Annotated in this window: 10 protein-coding genes; 1 reads left to right on the top strand and 9 read right to left on the bottom strand. The window is 40.5% G+C overall.

Annotated features, from left to right (window positions below; genetic code table 11):
* The 9 genes from V7D75_RS01130 to V7D75_RS01090 all read right to left on the bottom strand — a co-directional run.
* On the bottom strand, positions 1-902 hold a 902-nt coding region (locus V7D75_RS01130; RefSeq protein WP_333613057.1), incomplete at its 3' end, for a type I restriction endonuclease.
* A 23-nt stretch (positions 903-925) separates the two neighbouring features.
* A complete protein-coding gene (locus tag V7D75_RS01125) occupies positions 926-2,221 on the bottom strand; it encodes a restriction endonuclease subunit S (protein WP_333613056.1) in 1,296 nt (431 codons plus the stop codon).
* Positions 2,218-4,434, bottom strand: a complete 2,217-nt coding sequence (locus V7D75_RS01120) for an N-6 DNA methylase (protein WP_333613055.1) — start codon at positions 4,432-4,434, stop codon at positions 2,218-2,220. The genes V7D75_RS01125 and V7D75_RS01120 overlap by 4 nt, the downstream gene beginning before the upstream one ends.
* 92 nt (positions 4,435-4,526) lie before the next feature.
* Positions 4,527-4,946, bottom strand: coding sequence for a hypothetical protein (locus tag V7D75_RS01115; RefSeq protein WP_333613054.1), 420 nt, complete (start codon positions 4,944-4,946; stop codon positions 4,527-4,529).
* The gene (locus V7D75_RS01110) at positions 4,939-6,969 is read right to left on the bottom strand and encodes a hypothetical protein (protein ID WP_333613053.1); all 2,031 of its coding nucleotides are present in this window, start codon (positions 6,967-6,969) and stop codon (positions 4,939-4,941) included. Before V7D75_RS01110 ends, V7D75_RS01115 begins: the two co-directional genes overlap by 8 nt.
* Positions 6,962-8,545: a site-specific integrase gene (locus V7D75_RS01105; protein WP_333613052.1), complete on the bottom strand. Its 1,584-nt coding sequence runs from the start codon at positions 8,543-8,545 to the stop codon at positions 6,962-6,964. The genes V7D75_RS01110 and V7D75_RS01105 overlap by 8 nt, the downstream gene beginning before the upstream one ends.
* A 1-nt stretch (position 8,546) precedes the next feature.
* Positions 8,547-9,731, bottom strand: a complete 1,185-nt coding sequence (locus V7D75_RS01100) for a tyrosine-type recombinase/integrase (protein ID WP_333613051.1) — start codon at positions 9,729-9,731, stop codon at positions 8,547-8,549.
* A 188-nt stretch (positions 9,732-9,919) separates the two neighbouring features.
* Positions 9,920-10,576, bottom strand: coding sequence for a single-stranded DNA-binding protein (gene ssb / locus V7D75_RS01095; RefSeq protein ID WP_333613050.1), 657 nt, complete (start codon positions 10,574-10,576; stop codon positions 9,920-9,922).
* A gap of 108 nt (positions 10,577-10,684) precedes the next feature.
* Entirely contained in the window at positions 10,685-12,049 is a 1,365-nt protein-coding gene (locus V7D75_RS01090) for an MFS transporter (protein ID WP_333613049.1), read from the bottom strand.
* A gap of 859 nt (positions 12,050-12,908) precedes the next feature.
* Between V7D75_RS01090 and uvrA the strand changes: the two genes are divergently transcribed.
* The gene (uvrA, locus tag V7D75_RS01085) at positions 12,909-15,815 is read left to right on the top strand and encodes an excinuclease ABC subunit UvrA (RefSeq protein ID WP_333613048.1); all 2,907 of its coding nucleotides are present in this window, start codon (positions 12,909-12,911) and stop codon (positions 15,813-15,815) included.
* The last annotated feature ends 239 nt before the right edge of the window (positions 15,816-16,054 follow it).

The following is a 16,054-nucleotide window of genomic DNA, read 5'->3' as shown; positions in this document are numbered from 1 at the left end:
CTAATTAAGAAGTTCTCAAAAGCATGCTTAACACCCAAAAACTGATGGTTTTGAGCGACGATCTTTACTTTCTCGTTTTGATATAGAATGAAGTTTTCGATGTAGTCTAATAGCCGCTCAGGTCTAAACAGCCCTGCAAGCAAGTACTCGATGCTATTACCATGAGTTTCAATCTCCTGCTTATCTACTTTTTCTTTCTCATTATCCACCCTTAACCAAGGATAGAAATTTTCCCAGTCGGCAGTAAAGCTCCCTATCTTAGTATCTGAAGCATTAGATAGGATGCAAAAGGCATTATATAAAAATAGCTGTGGGATATCGTTTTTGTAGTTGGTTAAGTTATCCGTCAAAGCGTTTTGTAGCTTGACGTTAGAGTTTTTTAGCTCAAAGAAAACAATCGGCAAGCCGTTGATATAGAGCAATATATCAGGACGACGGTACTTTCTGATGGGTTCAAGACCAGTCGTCTTAATGGTTAGCTGTGTTACTAATAAAAACTCATTATTAGTAGGGGTATCGAAATCTATGAGACATAATGGTATATTTTCTCGCTTAACACCATTAGCATCTTCATAGGTGACGTTAATACCATCACGAATATAGCTATATATTTGCTTATTGGCTTTGAGAGTAGACATCGATACACGCCGACTCATGATGTCCTTCACTGCTGATAGGATAGTGGCCTCAGGCACGTCAGGGTTCAGCTGCATGCATTTAGCAACTAAGCGCTCTTTGAATACGACGTCACGCTTATCTGTACGCTTTGAGCCATCGTTGAGATCTTCAGGGTCGATAGTAGTGCAATCGATATGCTGATAGGAATAGCGCTGCTGCAAAAACTTAATACAGGCTTTTTCAATTTTATCTTCACTGATGAAGTTATATGTCACTTTTGCCATACTTCTATTCCTATGAATATTTTTTATTTTTCTTCAGCTTCGTCACTTGTCTGCATAGATGGTGGGTACTGAATATCTAGATCATCAACAGATAGCTTTCCTGACATAAGACGAGGAAGTAGGTCTTCTTTTTGTTCTATTAGGTTCGCATTACTTAAATTTAAACCTTTAATCTGTTCAAACATAGGTTTAACTACATTTTGATATCTTTCTATTAGCTTTAGATTAGGCTTAATAATCAAAAGCTTACTCAATTTACCTTTACTAAGATTTGTCATCGTTGTACCAGTTGCACCAAAAAGCTCTATTTGTGGTTTTAAATTTTTAATAGTGAAGAAAGCCCAATATAGTAAATCTTTATTATATAAAGCTATTGAATTAATCTGCTGATTAGTACAACCCCTTTTTGTTGAAATAGCCGTAATACCACCTGTACCAATACAAGTAACCATTATTGAGTCTTCCTCAATAATTTGTGATTTTTGAGAATTTAGTCCATTCTCAGTTAATGATTCTTCTGTATCAAATACAAATACTTTATTGTGCATATCTGGTGTTTTATAGAATGGATACTCTCCATTATAAAATTCTGATACTTGCATAGATGGCGTCTTACCAGTCGTAATTTTACCTAACTCAATCAAACTTATTTCTTTCCAATCATTGGGAATACCTTTCTCAAACTTAGTACTCTGCCAATCAGGAAATCGAAAGCGCACGAACCATTCTTTGTATAGCTCTGTAGCGGTATCTTCCAATAGCTTAATATGCTTCTTATTTACATCAATTAAGTCGTCATAAGTAGATAAAATAGCGGCTATTTTCTTCTGGTTTTTTAGACTTGGAACGAGTAACTTCAAACTTTCTACATCTTTAGGGAATATATTAGCTTGTCTAGCCGCTCCACTTGCCATTAGCGCCATATTAGTTCTAACTGATGAAGAGCTTAAAAGACAAAATAAATATTTAGGATTTAATATTTCTTTATCAATGTTTATTACCTTACCAGCTCTTTGATTTAAAAGGCTATTAAAACTCTTTTTATATAGTGCAACCCTACCAACTACCGAACTGGGTTGTGTTATATGAGATCCAGTTAGAGATATTAATATATCTCCGTTAGTTACATGATATTTCTTATCTAATTTACCTTGCCATTCTTTATCAACAAACTGTGTATTGGTCGAATTAAATCTTACGTTACCAAATCCAATATTACTAATTTTTATAACTGGTATCCCATCGTCTTGAAAGATCGTACTTTTAAAAGCATAACCAGAAATGACTTTAGCACTTTGTCCTAGTTCAATTACTTTCATAAGTTTTCACCTAGTATTTCCTTTAAATTCTTTAGTATTGAGTCACTTAGAACTTTAGATTTATCATTTAACTCCAATAGACTCTCCTTAGAATCATTCAAAAATTCTAGAAACTCTTCTTCAGTACGTCCGTCTTCTTCTATTACCACACCGACATAGCGCCCTGCATTTAACGAATAGTCCTGTTCTTTAACTTCTTCAGATGTAGCAAGCTTACATAGACCCGTTATGTCCTCATAACGTGCTTGAGGAAAGCGTTGTTGCAACCAGTCTATATGATCGAAGTAATATTCAGCACGTTTTCTATCGTCACGTATGGCTGCTAACAACTCTTTTATGGCTTTTATTTCAGCGGTTCTAGCTGTTAGTATTCTCAAAGCAGTGTCTTTTTCTTTGATCAGCTTTTTGTCAACAGATTCCTTTGCATCATTAAGCTCTTGACGTGCTAGAGCGACCTGTTCTTTATTGGCTTTTTCTTTTTGTCTGATACCTTTGTCCAATTGCTTATTATTCTCTTGTAGTGCTTTGAAGAACGGTTTTAAGGCCTGTAAAAGCTCCATCTGGTCAGTATTTAGGTCATCAACATTTTCATTTGTAATCTGACTCATATCATGAGTCTCTAGATAGGCTTGATACTTACCTTGCAAAGGTGACAGGGCATGCCAATTGTCATTTAGCGTATCAACAGTTGCTTTTAGTGCTCTATTATCTGCTACCACTGCTTTGAGCTGCTCAATAGCAGGTTCGATATCAGATACCGTTTCTTTCAGTATTTGCATACCAAGTCTAAAGTAACTGTCGATTAAACTGACATATTCCCGACGACGACCTTTATGCAACTTGCTTATCATGGCAATATTTTGAATATGCTCATCGGTAAAGTCTCGATGCGCTCGATCAATTTGTCTAAAGATATTACGCGCATCGATAAAAAGTATGTTGTCGTCAGCTTTGTTTTTATCAAAAAACCATAGCGTTGCTGGTAGCGTCACGGTATAAAACATATTGGACGGTAGTGTTAGCATGCCATAGATAAGATTATCTTCGATTATTTGCTTACGGATATCTTCTTCTGCATTGCGAGCATCAGAGGCAGAGTTTGGCATCACTAGCGCAGCACGACCGCTGTTTCGTGCCTCAGCTTCTGTTTGATTTTTTAAAGATGTGGCAAACAAACTGATCCAAAGATAATTCCCATTCGTTACTGTTTCATCTTTACCATCTGTTTTTTTATTTTTAGTCTTTTTTCGAGGTAAACCATAAGTATTAAAACGCTTATCATCTTCAACAGTAGCAACCGATACGTCATCGACGTTAAACGGCGGATTCGCCATGATAAAGTCGAAACTCTCATAGCTATCAAAAGGGTCTTCTGAATAGCTGTTGGCCTGTCTAATCTCTCCTCTAAGCCCGTTGACGAACAAGTTCATCTTAGCGAGCTTAACCGTATCACGGGTCTTCTCTTGACCATAGACACTCAAATCTATCGTACTGTCTTTTTCTTCTAGCTCGCCATGCGCTTTAAGCTGCTCATTACGATCCTCAACAAAATGCAGTGACTGAACGAACATACCGCCTGAGCCGCAAGCAGGATCATATACCGTCCCATGATAGGGCTCGATGACCTCTACCATCAGTTTAACAACAGACGTGGGCGTAAAGAACTCACCACCTTTTTGACCTTCTGAGAGCGCAAACTTCCCTAAGAAATATTCGTAAATACGTCCAAAGACGTCACCACTGGCATCAGTTGGGATATTAGAAAAGCTTCTTAGAAGACCTTTTAAAGCTTTCTTACCTTCTTCTAAGCGACTAAACGCGGCATACTCATCTTTAGGTAGTACATCGACGAACTTATCGTCCTTTTTGAAGTCCTCTATAGACTGCATAGCATTTGAAATTTCAGTTGCCAAATCTGCTGACTCTGGTAGCTCTAACAGGTACTTGTAGCGTGCTTTAGGTGGCAAATAGAAGCCGCAGTGCTTTATAGCAATATCCTCAATATTTTTGGCACGGCGAGTGCCTTGTAACTCTTCAAACTCAGCTTGGATTGCCTCTTCATAAGCCGCATATTTGTTGTCGGAGAACTTCAAGAATATCAAACCTAAGACAGGCGTAGCATATTCGTTAGGTTTAAGGTCAGTATTGGCTCTCAGGGTATCTGCTGCTTCCCAAAGTTGGTCTTCTAAGCGTTTGATGTCTTCTAATTTCATATTTTATCCAAAGTAGTTATATCTTTAATGTTGGTCATCTTGATATCTAGTGCTAAAAACGTACTCAATTGTATTTAAAATTATTTGATTACTTATCTTTTCTCATAATCTGAACGCTCGCGATCAATTTTTGGCATAGATGAATTCAGCTTACTTTCTGTCATTCCATATTTGTAAGCATTATACTGCCACAATACAAACATTTGCTTGTATTGCCTGTTTTGTTCCTTGAGTTCTGCAAGCTCTGCTTCTAAGTTAGCAATTCTCGAAGCTGCTGCATTTAAACTAGCAGGCCGAGGTTTAGCAGGCGACTTTCCCTTAAGTGTATTCCTTTTAGCTTTATAAGCAGCTGTAATGCTTTCGTGAGCGCTTAAAGATTGCCTTGTGGGCTTCTTACCCACAAGCGGCTGTACTTCCTCGCAAATCGCAGCCCACGTGATTTTGGGCTCATCCCAACCTCGAATCAGATTGACGATAGCTTGTATTTCTTGTCTGTTGAGATTTTTAGCCAAAACCGCCTCCTAGTAGATCAGTAAGATCCTCTAAAATCGATACTTCATTAGATATATCTTCGTTTTCAGCAACCATAATTATAGATTTTTTATTAGCAACACGACGGAATTGGCTAAAGTCGTTACCACGAAGCTTGACCTGTGCGCCATCATCTATGTTTGGATTTTCTAAAATATAGATAAGTTCACGCAATCTATTAGCTGTTTTGGTTTGATGCTCCAACCATCTATCAGCACCCATTTCTCCTTCTTCAATTGCTTGCTCAGATTTAACTAGTAGATGCTCAATTTTATCGAGTCTCTCTTTCATACGAATTAGTTTTGCTGCATCACCTTTAATACATACTTGTTCTGTACAATTAATACAGTCTCTAAATTTTTCACACGGACTCATTGTAAAGTCGTGCACACAGTATCCGTACTCTGTAATGTGAGCAGCAGCCTGTTCTAGAGTGTTGAAATCCTGAGTAGTGACAGGCAAATTTTTACTAACTTCTCCTACAGGTCCAAAGAGCGCCTTTGATGGATCAATCCTCTCTGCCATCGCAACCATTTCATAGTCAGCCATGTGGTTATAAGTACGATTTTGTTTTACATCAGCTCTACCAGACCACTTAGCTATTTCTAAATTAGATAAACCACCACGCTGTGCAATAGTATTGAGCAGGTGGCGAGCTTGATGCGAGGTAACTTTTAATCTTTCACCATCGTTGTCAAAATAACCATACCTATCAAATATATTCTTATGTTTATCTCCCAAAGCTGGACGAGTACCGATATCGTTATTGAAAAAGGTCGTATCAGGCTTTTTAAGTTCGGTAGGCAAACGTGGTCTATTACCATGGAATTGATTAGCATTTAGCGCAAATAGTGCATTCGAAAACTTAATACCTTTATCTTCATCAAACCATGGAAAGCTATCAGGCAGACGTCCTTTTACGTGTTGCCATAGACTATTTAAAGTATTCATATAATCATGATGATCAAGACCTCTACTATTCAAACTAGAATAACAGATATCTTTTGTATGATGAGCTAGCCCTAATGCTTGACAAGCTTGCTCCATCGTAAGCGGCTTATCATCGGCTACGTTCGGACAGTTCTCGTGCCGATAAAACTTATTAGGATTGTCCTCAATCCATTTAGCAAGCTTACGAGCTTCAAAGGATAGATTTTTAGCTCTATCAACGGCGATTTTAGCGACTTCTACCATGACGGTAGGTATCCACTTAATATCTCCTTCATAGCCTTTACCAGCAAAGAATCGCCATCCATAGCGCTCTACACCTTCACTATCTTCTTCAAACACCTCACAATCTACTGGTAATGCCATTACCTCAGCAATTCGAGAGGGTGCAGACATTAACATTGCAAATATTGATGTTGTGAAAATATCTCGCTCTTCTGCAGGGTTGCTAGCGAATATCTCGGCTAACACGTTAAGAGCTGTTTCGTTAGGTAACTTTTTTTCTCTATTTTTTTTTGCCTCTTTACCTGTTCTCGTAGTATCTGTTGGACGGGAAATAGGATTACGCCATTCTTTTAAATTTGTATTGATAAGATGATTATCAGTTACAAATTTAGCGAATCTTTCAACCTCTCTTCCACATGCATAAGCAGCACCGTCACTGTAATAGCCTCTTGCCAATGAAACTGCTTCATCTAGACAAGTAAGAGATAATCCTGTTATAGATGCGTCACCATTCACTTGAATGAGTGCTGCTTCTAATACTCGAAGCGCTTTAAGCTCATTTTTAGTATTAGTAGGTTTATGACCTTGTTGATACCGAAGATATGCCTTGGCGAATTCCAAAAAGCTCTTATCCATTACCTCTTCTTGCTTTGGCTTACGTGTTGTGACCCCAAACTTTGCAAATACCGCCACTTTTGGCCAGACGTGAGCATCCCAATCTAAATCAACTCCAAACACTGTTAAGTCTTCACGGCATTTACTTATAAAAGCCTCTAAGTTAGCAGCGGCTGTTAGTTCTGCTTTAGACTTGAACTGAAAAATATTAGGCATGATCGAGACCTCTCTGCTCATTAAGTTCATCACGACGCTTCTCACAGCGAGTTATGACATCAGCTACAGCAATAATGCTTCTATCCAATATTGCTGCTACTTCTATATCACCAGTGATATCTTTGACTCTTTCTCGTTCTGTTAGTAAGTCCTGATACACTCTTTCATGAGGTCCATCAAGCCAAGGTTGAAAGTGTATACAGGTATAACAAGGTATGGGAACGTTTGCCCCACAAAACCCATGCTCACCGCAAGTTCCAATCCCCGAGCCTTCTTCAGTACGAATTCTGCTATTTGGATCGTCACCACGATCAGCATCTTTTTCAGAATCAACTAGCACACCTGCAAAGGCTTGCGCATAAGGTGCTAATTCGAAACCAACGGCTTCATCTAATCGCTTTACATGCTCAGGGATATTTTTAATATATACGCCCGCATTTTGCGTATCACTATGGTCTAGTAGTTCTGCTATTACTAATTCACCGAACCCTTCACGCGCAGCTCTAGTACCTGTGGTGTATCTAAACCTACGAGCATTAATGGACAAATCCTCACCTGTCCTTTCTGATCTGATATCTGATGCTGCTACAACAAATCGCAAAGTATCAGTTACTTTAGAGGATGATATATGCAGTTTATCGCTCGTTAATAAAGCTCTAAGCTCGAAGAGAGAGCCTACTTTTCTAATTATGGAGTAGTCAGGGAATAAGGGAACTTGTTGACTATCCTGCTTATTTAATTTGCATCCAATAATTTCTTCGACTATTGAGACAACATTTTTTGCTTGAGCTGAAAGGATAGACCATAATTCTTGTGTTATAGCAAAATTTTTGAATTGACTTCTAAAGCCATTGCTATGTTTTGCTCTAGGTGTATTAAGCAAATAAAAAGGATCACCTCTTTTGTTTGTACCATACAAAACGTCTATTACTTTTAGATGAGATACTTGAATTGGACGACGCCCTGTATTACTAGTGATAAGTGAAATCGCAAACTCATCAAGCGTAATAAGGTCTAGCTCAAAAGCTGTGACTGCACCTTCATTAAAAGCTTGTAACTCGTTATCGCTTAGTGGGCCTTGGTTAGGATCTTTACGTTTGATAGCATCACCTTTCCTATTGCCTTTAATAGTCCAACTTTCGAGTAATTGGATCACGCTTTCATCAACTCCATCGTAGCCAAGTTCGTACCACTTTCTCAAGAAGCCTCGAACTGTGCCTAAATACCACTCATTAGGCCTACTTAAAGAAGCCCTATAGTTAATAAGCATGGTGTCATCAACTATAGAAGAACCTGTATTTTTAATCATATGATTAAATCTAGCGGCTATATTATAAGTATGACTAGCTGATAAGTTAGATGCATAATAAGCTAATACATGAACAAAACTATTCAGAGTATGCTTATCTAAATTTTTGTGAAAAAAGCTTAGGTTAATAGTACTATTTTTATCTAAAACCCACTCGCTATCACAAATATAAAAATAATACCCTTTCGTCTTTGCACGTATTCTCTTATTTTGTTTAGGTAGCCCTTCTTCAGTACTCTCAATAAAATTGATGGCTAAGTTCTTCATTTCACAATCCCTGTTTTGGTAGTCGTGTTCCACTGTTCGATTGAAGTGTTAAAGCTGCTTTTTGAGCTTGCTCTTGGATGAACCTTTTATTGTAATGCGTCGCCGTACCAGATCCTTGCTTCCATCCCATCAAATAAGAGCGATATTTCTCTTGTTGTTCCTCACTTATAGGTTCGTCCATTACATCCATTATTTCTGAAAACTTACGATTCCATGTATGCCGTAGCTTATGGCCTGTTAATTTATACAAGTCAGGTGATACAGTTTTTACGATATTAAGCACTTTATAGTAGCTAGATTTTGATATAGGCTGCCCAACTGTTGGCCCTTCTTTATGAGTAATAAACAGAAAATCGTTTTTCTTCGCATTAGTGACTTTACGCCTATCTTTGATAATATATTCATGAAGTTCTTTGCTGAGAACTTCTCCAAGAAGTGTTGTACGTTCTAATGTTTTAGCGTTGGGTTCTTGTACTCTAGGATCATTTTTCTCATCAGCGCGTTTTATCACTTTCAGATGATGTTTAGAGAAGTCAATGTCACTTATCCTTAAGTTAAGCAGTTCACCACCTCTGATTCCAAGATGATACAAAATTAAGATCATCAAACGATTGCGGCGTTGTACCTCCTTACTAAATGGATTAAGAGATGACTCTAACCTTATTACCTCAAACAAGACTTCTAACTGATCATCATTAAGTGACCTATCCTGATCTCGATTACGACCTTTTTTTACTGGACGTCGTGCCTTTATCTGTGTCTCCACTCTTTTTATTTGTCTCGCTTCAACTGTACTTGGTAGCTTGATCAAATGATTAGCATACCAACTTATGTATTGGGCAATGGTAGTCAAGCGCATGTAATGAGTTATTGAGCTAACTACACCTTCATTACCAACATCGCAACCCTCATCAGCTACCTTGGAGAATCTCCTCTGAGTGTAGTCTCGCAAGTCGTCTAATTCATAAGTTTCAAATAACTCTCGACATAGAACTCGCTCCTCAAGGTTTATATCTCTGTCATCTAAAAACCTAAGGAATATTGCTATGTTATTAGCTGCGGACAACATAGTTGAAAATGAGTCTGATTTATTACGAAGTTGGGTTGTGATGAATAAGTTAGGGTGGTAAATAGGTAGCTGTGTTATTCGATCAATAACTAAGCAATAACGTTCTCCACTACTCATCGAAAAAGATGTCGTTCCGAAAGAATTAATCATTAGGATATCTCAATACTTTACATAATTAAAAGGTACACTATATCCAATTGATACTCAATATATATTTTACATTATTCTCGTTCTACAAATAAGAGAAAACCCGCTAGTGGCGGGTTTTCAAGATATATACTTTACATTAAAGTCTAAGGTGTATCCTAAAAAGGAATATCATCATCTACCGGACCGTCAGGCATTGTCGTCGGTTTTGACTGTGCAGGCGATTGAGCAGGTTTATTAAATTGGTTCTGCTGTGCAGGCGCATTTTGATTATTAAAGCTATTTTGGTTGCTACCCTGAGCGCCGCCTTGATTATAACCGCCTTGTTGGTTATTTCCCTGTTGGCCAAAGTTATTTTGGCCACCTTGGTTTTGGTTCTGACCAGCAAAACCGCCACCCTGATTGCCATAGCCGCCTTGGTTCTGATATTGGTTCGAGCCTTGAGCGCCACCAAAGCCGCCGCCATCATTACTACCGCCCGTCGCACCATCGAGCATTTGCATTTGCTCAGCACGAATCTCGGTAATATAACGGTCTTGGCCGTTAGGATCTTGGTATTTACGCGTACGCAAGCTACCTTCGATATAAACCTTACTGCCTTTACGCAAATATTGTGCTGCGATTTCGCCTAGACGGTTAAACAATGAAATGCGATGCCATTCCGTCGCTTCTCTTTTTTCACCGCTTTGCTTGTCAGTCCACTGCTCTGAGGTGGCAACCGAAATGTTGGTCACGCTACCGCCATTACTGAATTGGCGAGCCTCGGGGTCTGCTCCAAGGTTACCAATGATGATAACTTTATTAACTCCGCGCATAATATCGTCCTTTTACTTATAAATGTTTTGTTTGCCAGCTTTAATCGAGTATTTAATATAGAGTATGAATATTAGCAGTAATATGACTTCACTTTAACCATTTTTCTGTTAAATATCTAGGGGGCTTTGCGCTAAATGCGACAGCTCTTGTCGTGCAGAATCTGTCAATTGCGTTTTATCCAATTTTAAATAAGCGACCTGCTCTTTTGCCATCACGACCAGCTCATCAACGCCGTCTACCGCCAGCATTTGCCGTGACCAATCTTGGATATTGATATCTTTGGGAATGGTAACGGTGGTGCTTGATAAATACGGTGGATCAGCAATCGGAATAATCAGCAGCAACGCCGCGCCCATAATGACAGCTAAGATACCCCACGCCAGTAAATTTGGCTGGGTTAATAATAAACCGCCCATCGCCCCGCCAACAAAAGCACCAAAGAACTGACTCGATGAGTTTAGCCCCATCGCCGTGGCTTTATTAGCAACGGGCGCACGCTTCGATATCCATGAGGGAATGGTCGCTTCAAGTAAGTTAAAGCCCATAAAATACAGCAACAAGCCTAGAATGATACCAACACCGACCTGACTACCAAGTGCTAATAATGCCAGAGCCGCGGTCATTAAGGCAATCGCTGCCAAAAATACTTGGCGCATTTTGCGTTTCTTTTCGGCAATAATAATAAATGGAATCGCTACGGCAAAACCAATAAACAATAACGGCAAATAAACCAAACCTTGCTGACGTACTGATAAACCAAGTACTTCACTGAGCTGATGCGGCAAGATAACAAAGATAGCCGTCATGGTTAAATGCAGAGCAAAAATACCGATATGCAAACGGTTTAAATCTCCAATTCTTAGCACATCAGCCAATTGCTGACCAATCGACTTGTTATCGAGGTTGTGCTTAAGCACCCGTAGCGGCGTCGGTACGAATAATAATAGCAACATCGCTAAAACAGCAAAACCAGCGGTGAGCCAAAACAGTCCTGAGATACCAAGCGAGCCGACCAATAAAGGCCCGAAGGCAAAGGCCAGCATAATAGAGGTAGCAATGGTCAAACCCATGGTCGCCATCGCTTTGGTGCGCATCTCTTCACGCGTCACATCAGCAAGTAGCGCCATCAATACCGCCGAGACCGCGCCACTGCCTGCCAGCGCCCGCCCGATAATGACTTCGTAGATATCAGTGGCATTGGCAGCGATGATGCCGCCAATAGCAAATAATATCAGACCCAAAAAGATAATCGGCTTACGCGGAAACTTATCCGCGGCAAGGCTCATCGGTATCTGGAAAATCGCTTGCCCGAGCCCATAAATACCGACCGCCAAACCAATCAGAAACGGCGTCGCATGCGCATAATTATCACCATACACCGAAAACACGGGCACAATCATAAACAGACCAATCATCCGTAAGGCGAAGATACCACCGACCCCAATAATTGCCCGTTTTTCTACGCTATTCATACTTGCCTCACTGGTTCATCATTGCTGGTTTATCACTGCGGCTTGCTGGTATTATCACGCCTTTATCAAGGCGTTAGCCTACAAATTAAGCCCACTAGTATAAGTCATTCGCCGTTTGCTTGCCGAAACTTTTATCTTACTGCTGCAGCCGCACGATTGGCTTCTACTTGCGCTTTTTATGGAGACGATAATTTTGTTACCAAGGGCATCTAATGGCGCATTACACCTTGAATAATGCCGCTGCCATGACAATAAAGTAAGACGTTGACAAGATACTTGCTTTGACCGTATGGCTGTTCTTAAACTGATTTTAATGATACAGATTTATAGCAAGTATATTGACTTTTAAAGCAGTCAAGCTTTTAGGAAATACGATATTTAAAATAATAAAATCTAAAGTGGCATGACATAAACAACCAATATTTAAAGAAGCAGTACTTAAACAAGCAGTACTTACAACTAACAATATTCAAAACCGACATTTTTTCGAAAACTATGTCGAAAAACAAAACTGAAAAACAAAGCTGAAAAACAAAGCTGGATTCAATCTATAACAAAGCACTTATGTTAGTTAACAAACATTTCATTTAGATTGTTTTAATGATTTCAAGGTTAAGACTTAAGTTGGCTTTGAACGTTACGCTTATACAAACCTACATCACTGACGCTTTATGAAAAAAATTAGCGTATGAAAAACTATTTTGTAACTGTTGTTTTATTAAGAAAATTTCCTGATAACGGCAGATTTTTATAAAGCCATAGCAACTTAACAACCAAATATGCTTTTAACAGCCCTTTCATTAACTATATTTAACGTTTAGATTTTATATACCATTAGCAAATAGGAAACCTATCAACGATGGCACATGACCATATTGCAATACGCGGCGCACGTACGCACAACCTAAAAAACATCGATTTAGACATTCCACGCGATAAATTCGTGGTAATTACCGGTTTATCAGGTTCTGGTAAGTCATCCTTGGCGTTTGATACGCTTTATGCCGAAGGCCAGCGTCGTTACGTTGAAAGCTTGTCGGCGTATGCGCGTCAGTTCCTCTCACAAATGGAAAAGCCAGAAGTTGATAGTATCGAAGGCTTGTCGCCAGCGATTGCTATTGAGCAAAAATCGACCAACCACAACCCGCGCTCGACCGTTGGGACGATTACCGAGATTTATGACTATTTGCGTCTGCTTTATGCACGAATCGGAACGCCCTACTGCCCTGAGCATGGTGAGCCAATGGTGGCGCAATCGGTCACCGAGATGGTCGATCAAGTCATGGCATTACCAGAAGATACCAAGCTTATGATATTGGCGCCGGTGATTCGTGAGCGTAAAGGCGAGCATACAGTGCTACTTGAGCAATTAATTGGGCAAGGCTTTGTCCGCGTGCGCGTCGATGGCGATGTCTACGATACCGATGAGCTACCGACTCTTGATAAGAAGAAAAAGCATACCATCGAAGTGGTCGTTGACCGTTTTAAAGTCCGCGATGACTTGGGAAACCGCGTCGCTGAAAGTTTAGAAACTGCCCTGCGTTTGGGTCAAGGTCTGGTAACCCTGCACTTTATGGATGGCAATCCAAAAGAAGGCGGTGATGAAAACCAAGTCATGTCAGCCAAGCATTCTTGCCCTGTTTGTGATCGCGCCGTCTCGGAGCTTGAGCCGCGGATGTTCAGTTTTAACAACCCTTATGGTGCTTGCCCAAGTTGCGATGGTCTCGGCAAACGCCAGTATTTCTCTGCCGAGAAACTAATTACCCATCATGAAAAATCGCTCAACCAAGGGGCGATTAATGGCTGGGATAAGCGTCACGCCTATTACTTTGGTTTGCTATCGACCGTTTGCCATCATTTCAAAATCGATATGGATGCGCCATGGCAAGATTTGCCAAAAGCGCAGCAAGATATCATCATGCATGGCTCGGGTAAAGAGAAGCTCACCTTTAATTTTACTGATGAGCGCGGCCGTAAAACCAATAAAACTGTGCCATTTGAAGGCGTACTGCCGTATTTAGAACGTCGTTATGCCAAAACCCAAAGCAACCTAGTACGTGACGAGTTGGCGAAATATTTAGCCGACACCACTTGTAACGTCTGTGATGGCGCACGTCTCAATGAAATCTCACGCAACGTCCGCGTTGATGATCAAACCATTGCTCAAATCGTTAAGCTGTCTATCGGTGATGCTGCTGACTATTATAAAACGCTCAAGATTGGTGGTCATAAAGGTGAAGTTGCGGAAAAAATCTTTAAAGAGATTAATGAACGTCTTAACTTCCTTGTCAGTGTCGGGCTTGATTATTTGACCCTTGCCCGCTCTGCTGAAACGCTATCAGGCGGTGAAGCGCAGCGTATTCGTTTGGCCAGCCAAATCGGTGCGGGGCTGATGGGCGTCATGTATGTCCTCGATGAGCCATCAATCGGTTTGCATCAGCGCGATAATGACCGCTTGCTTAAAACTCTTACGCGCTTACGTGATTTGGGCAATACCGTACTGGTCGTTGAGCACGATGAAGATGCTATTCGCCAAGCCGACCACGTCATCGATATCGGTGTCGGCGCGGGCGTTCATGGTGGTCATATCATCGCCCAAGGTACGGTCGATGAGATTATGGCGACTAAAGACTCGCTGACTGGCCAATATATGTCGGGTAAGAAAAGAATAGAAATTCCAACCATTCGCCATAAAGCCAAAACCATCGAAGTTGAAGTAAAAGGTAAAGCCAAACCAAAACAAGTACCGATGTCGATTGAGCTAAAAGGCGCAACAGGCAACAACTTAAAAAATGTCGATTTGAGCTTGCCGATTGGCATTATGACTTGTATCACAGGGGTTTCTGGTTCTGGTAAATCGACCTTGATTAACCGCACCTTGATGCCACTCGCTGCGACCCAGCTAAATAATGCTTCAACGCTTATCGCTGATAAGCATGACAGTATTAGCGGTCTTGAGCATTTGGATAAAATGGTCGATATCGATCAAAGTCCGATTGGCCGGACGCCGCGCTCAAACCCTGCGACCTATACCGGTGTATTTACACCAGTGCGTGAGATGTTTGCCCAAACCCAAGAAGCGCGCGCTCGTGGTTATAAAGCCGGCCGCTTTAGCTTTAACGTCAAAGGCGGACGCTGTGAGATGTGTCAAGGCGATGGTCTTATCAAAGTTGAGATGCATTTCTTACCAGATATGTATGTGCCCTGCGATACCTGTCATGGCAAACGCTATAACCGCGAGACGTTAGAGATTCACTATAAAGGTAAAAATATCGCTGACGTGCTTGATATGACGGTTGAAGATGCAACTGAGTTCTTCTCAGCGATTCCCGCGATTCATCGTCGCCTGCAAGCGCTGATGGATGTTGGTCTGAGCTATATCCGTTTGGGTCAATCAGCACCGACGTTATCAGGCGGTGAGGCGCAACGTGTCAAACTGGCTCGTGAACTTGCCAAACGTGATACCGGACAGACGCTCTATATCTTGGATGAGCCAACCACTGGTCTGCATTTTCATGATATCGATAAGCTGCTACATATCCTTCATACCCTACGCGATAAAGGCAATACTATCGTGGTCATCGAGCACAATCTTGACGTCATCAAAACGGCCGATTGGGTGATTGACCTTGGCCCTGAAGGTGGTAAAGGTGGTGGCATGATTATCGCTGAAGGCACGCCTGAGGAAGTAGCAGAAGTCAAAGGTTCATATACTGGCGAGTTCTTAAAGCCGATGCTTAAGCAAGCGATGAAAGAAGTGAGTTAGTAGAACTTAGGTAATAATTGATGAAAAGGCTACTCTTTAGGGAGTGGCCTTTTTTGTTTTCTAAAATCTGTTCACTGTAGTTAACAGTGCTTTCCGCTACTTTTAATTTAAACCTATTTGTAAATTAAACTTTTTAAAGTAAACTAAAGTAAAAACCTCAAAAGAGAATTCATGGACTGGCTAACAGAAATAATAAAACAGCTACAGACTTCACGTGCGTTCGTTACAGCAGTGTTTGT

It is taken from the genome of Psychrobacter sp. (assembly GCF_036731945.1).
GTDB lineage: Bacteria > Pseudomonadota > Gammaproteobacteria > Pseudomonadales > Moraxellaceae > Psychrobacter.
Note: the sequence above shows the minus strand (reverse complement) of the source record. Positions and strands in the feature narration are given on the sequence as shown.

Excerpts from the sequence above, each read along its gene's own strand:
- uvrA (WP_333613048.1), top strand. The coding sequence starts at position 12,909 with ATGGCACATGACCATATTGCAATACGCGGCGCACGTACGCACAACCTA.
- V7D75_RS01100 (WP_333613051.1), bottom strand. The coding sequence starts at position 9,731 with ATGAGTAGTGGAGAACGTTATTGCTTAGTTATTGATCGAATAACACAG.
- V7D75_RS01120 (WP_333613055.1), bottom strand. The coding sequence starts at position 4,434 with ATGAAATTAGAAGACATCAAACGCTTAGAAGACCAACTTTGGGAAGCA.
- V7D75_RS01110 (WP_333613053.1), bottom strand. The coding sequence starts at position 6,969 with ATGCCTAATATTTTTCAGTTCAAGTCTAAAGCAGAACTAACAGCCGCT.
- V7D75_RS01105 (WP_333613052.1), bottom strand. The coding sequence starts at position 8,545 with ATGAAGAACTTAGCCATCAATTTTATTGAGAGTACTGAAGAAGGGCTA.
- ssb (WP_333613050.1), bottom strand. The coding sequence starts at position 10,576 with ATGCGCGGAGTTAATAAAGTTATCATCATTGGTAACCTTGGAGCAGAC.
- V7D75_RS01125 (WP_333613056.1), bottom strand. The coding sequence starts at position 2,221 with ATGAAAGTAATTGAACTAGGACAAAGTGCTAAAGTCATTTCTGGTTAT.
- V7D75_RS01090 (WP_333613049.1), bottom strand. The coding sequence starts at position 12,049 with ATGAATAGCGTAGAAAAACGGGCAATTATTGGGGTCGGTGGTATCTTC.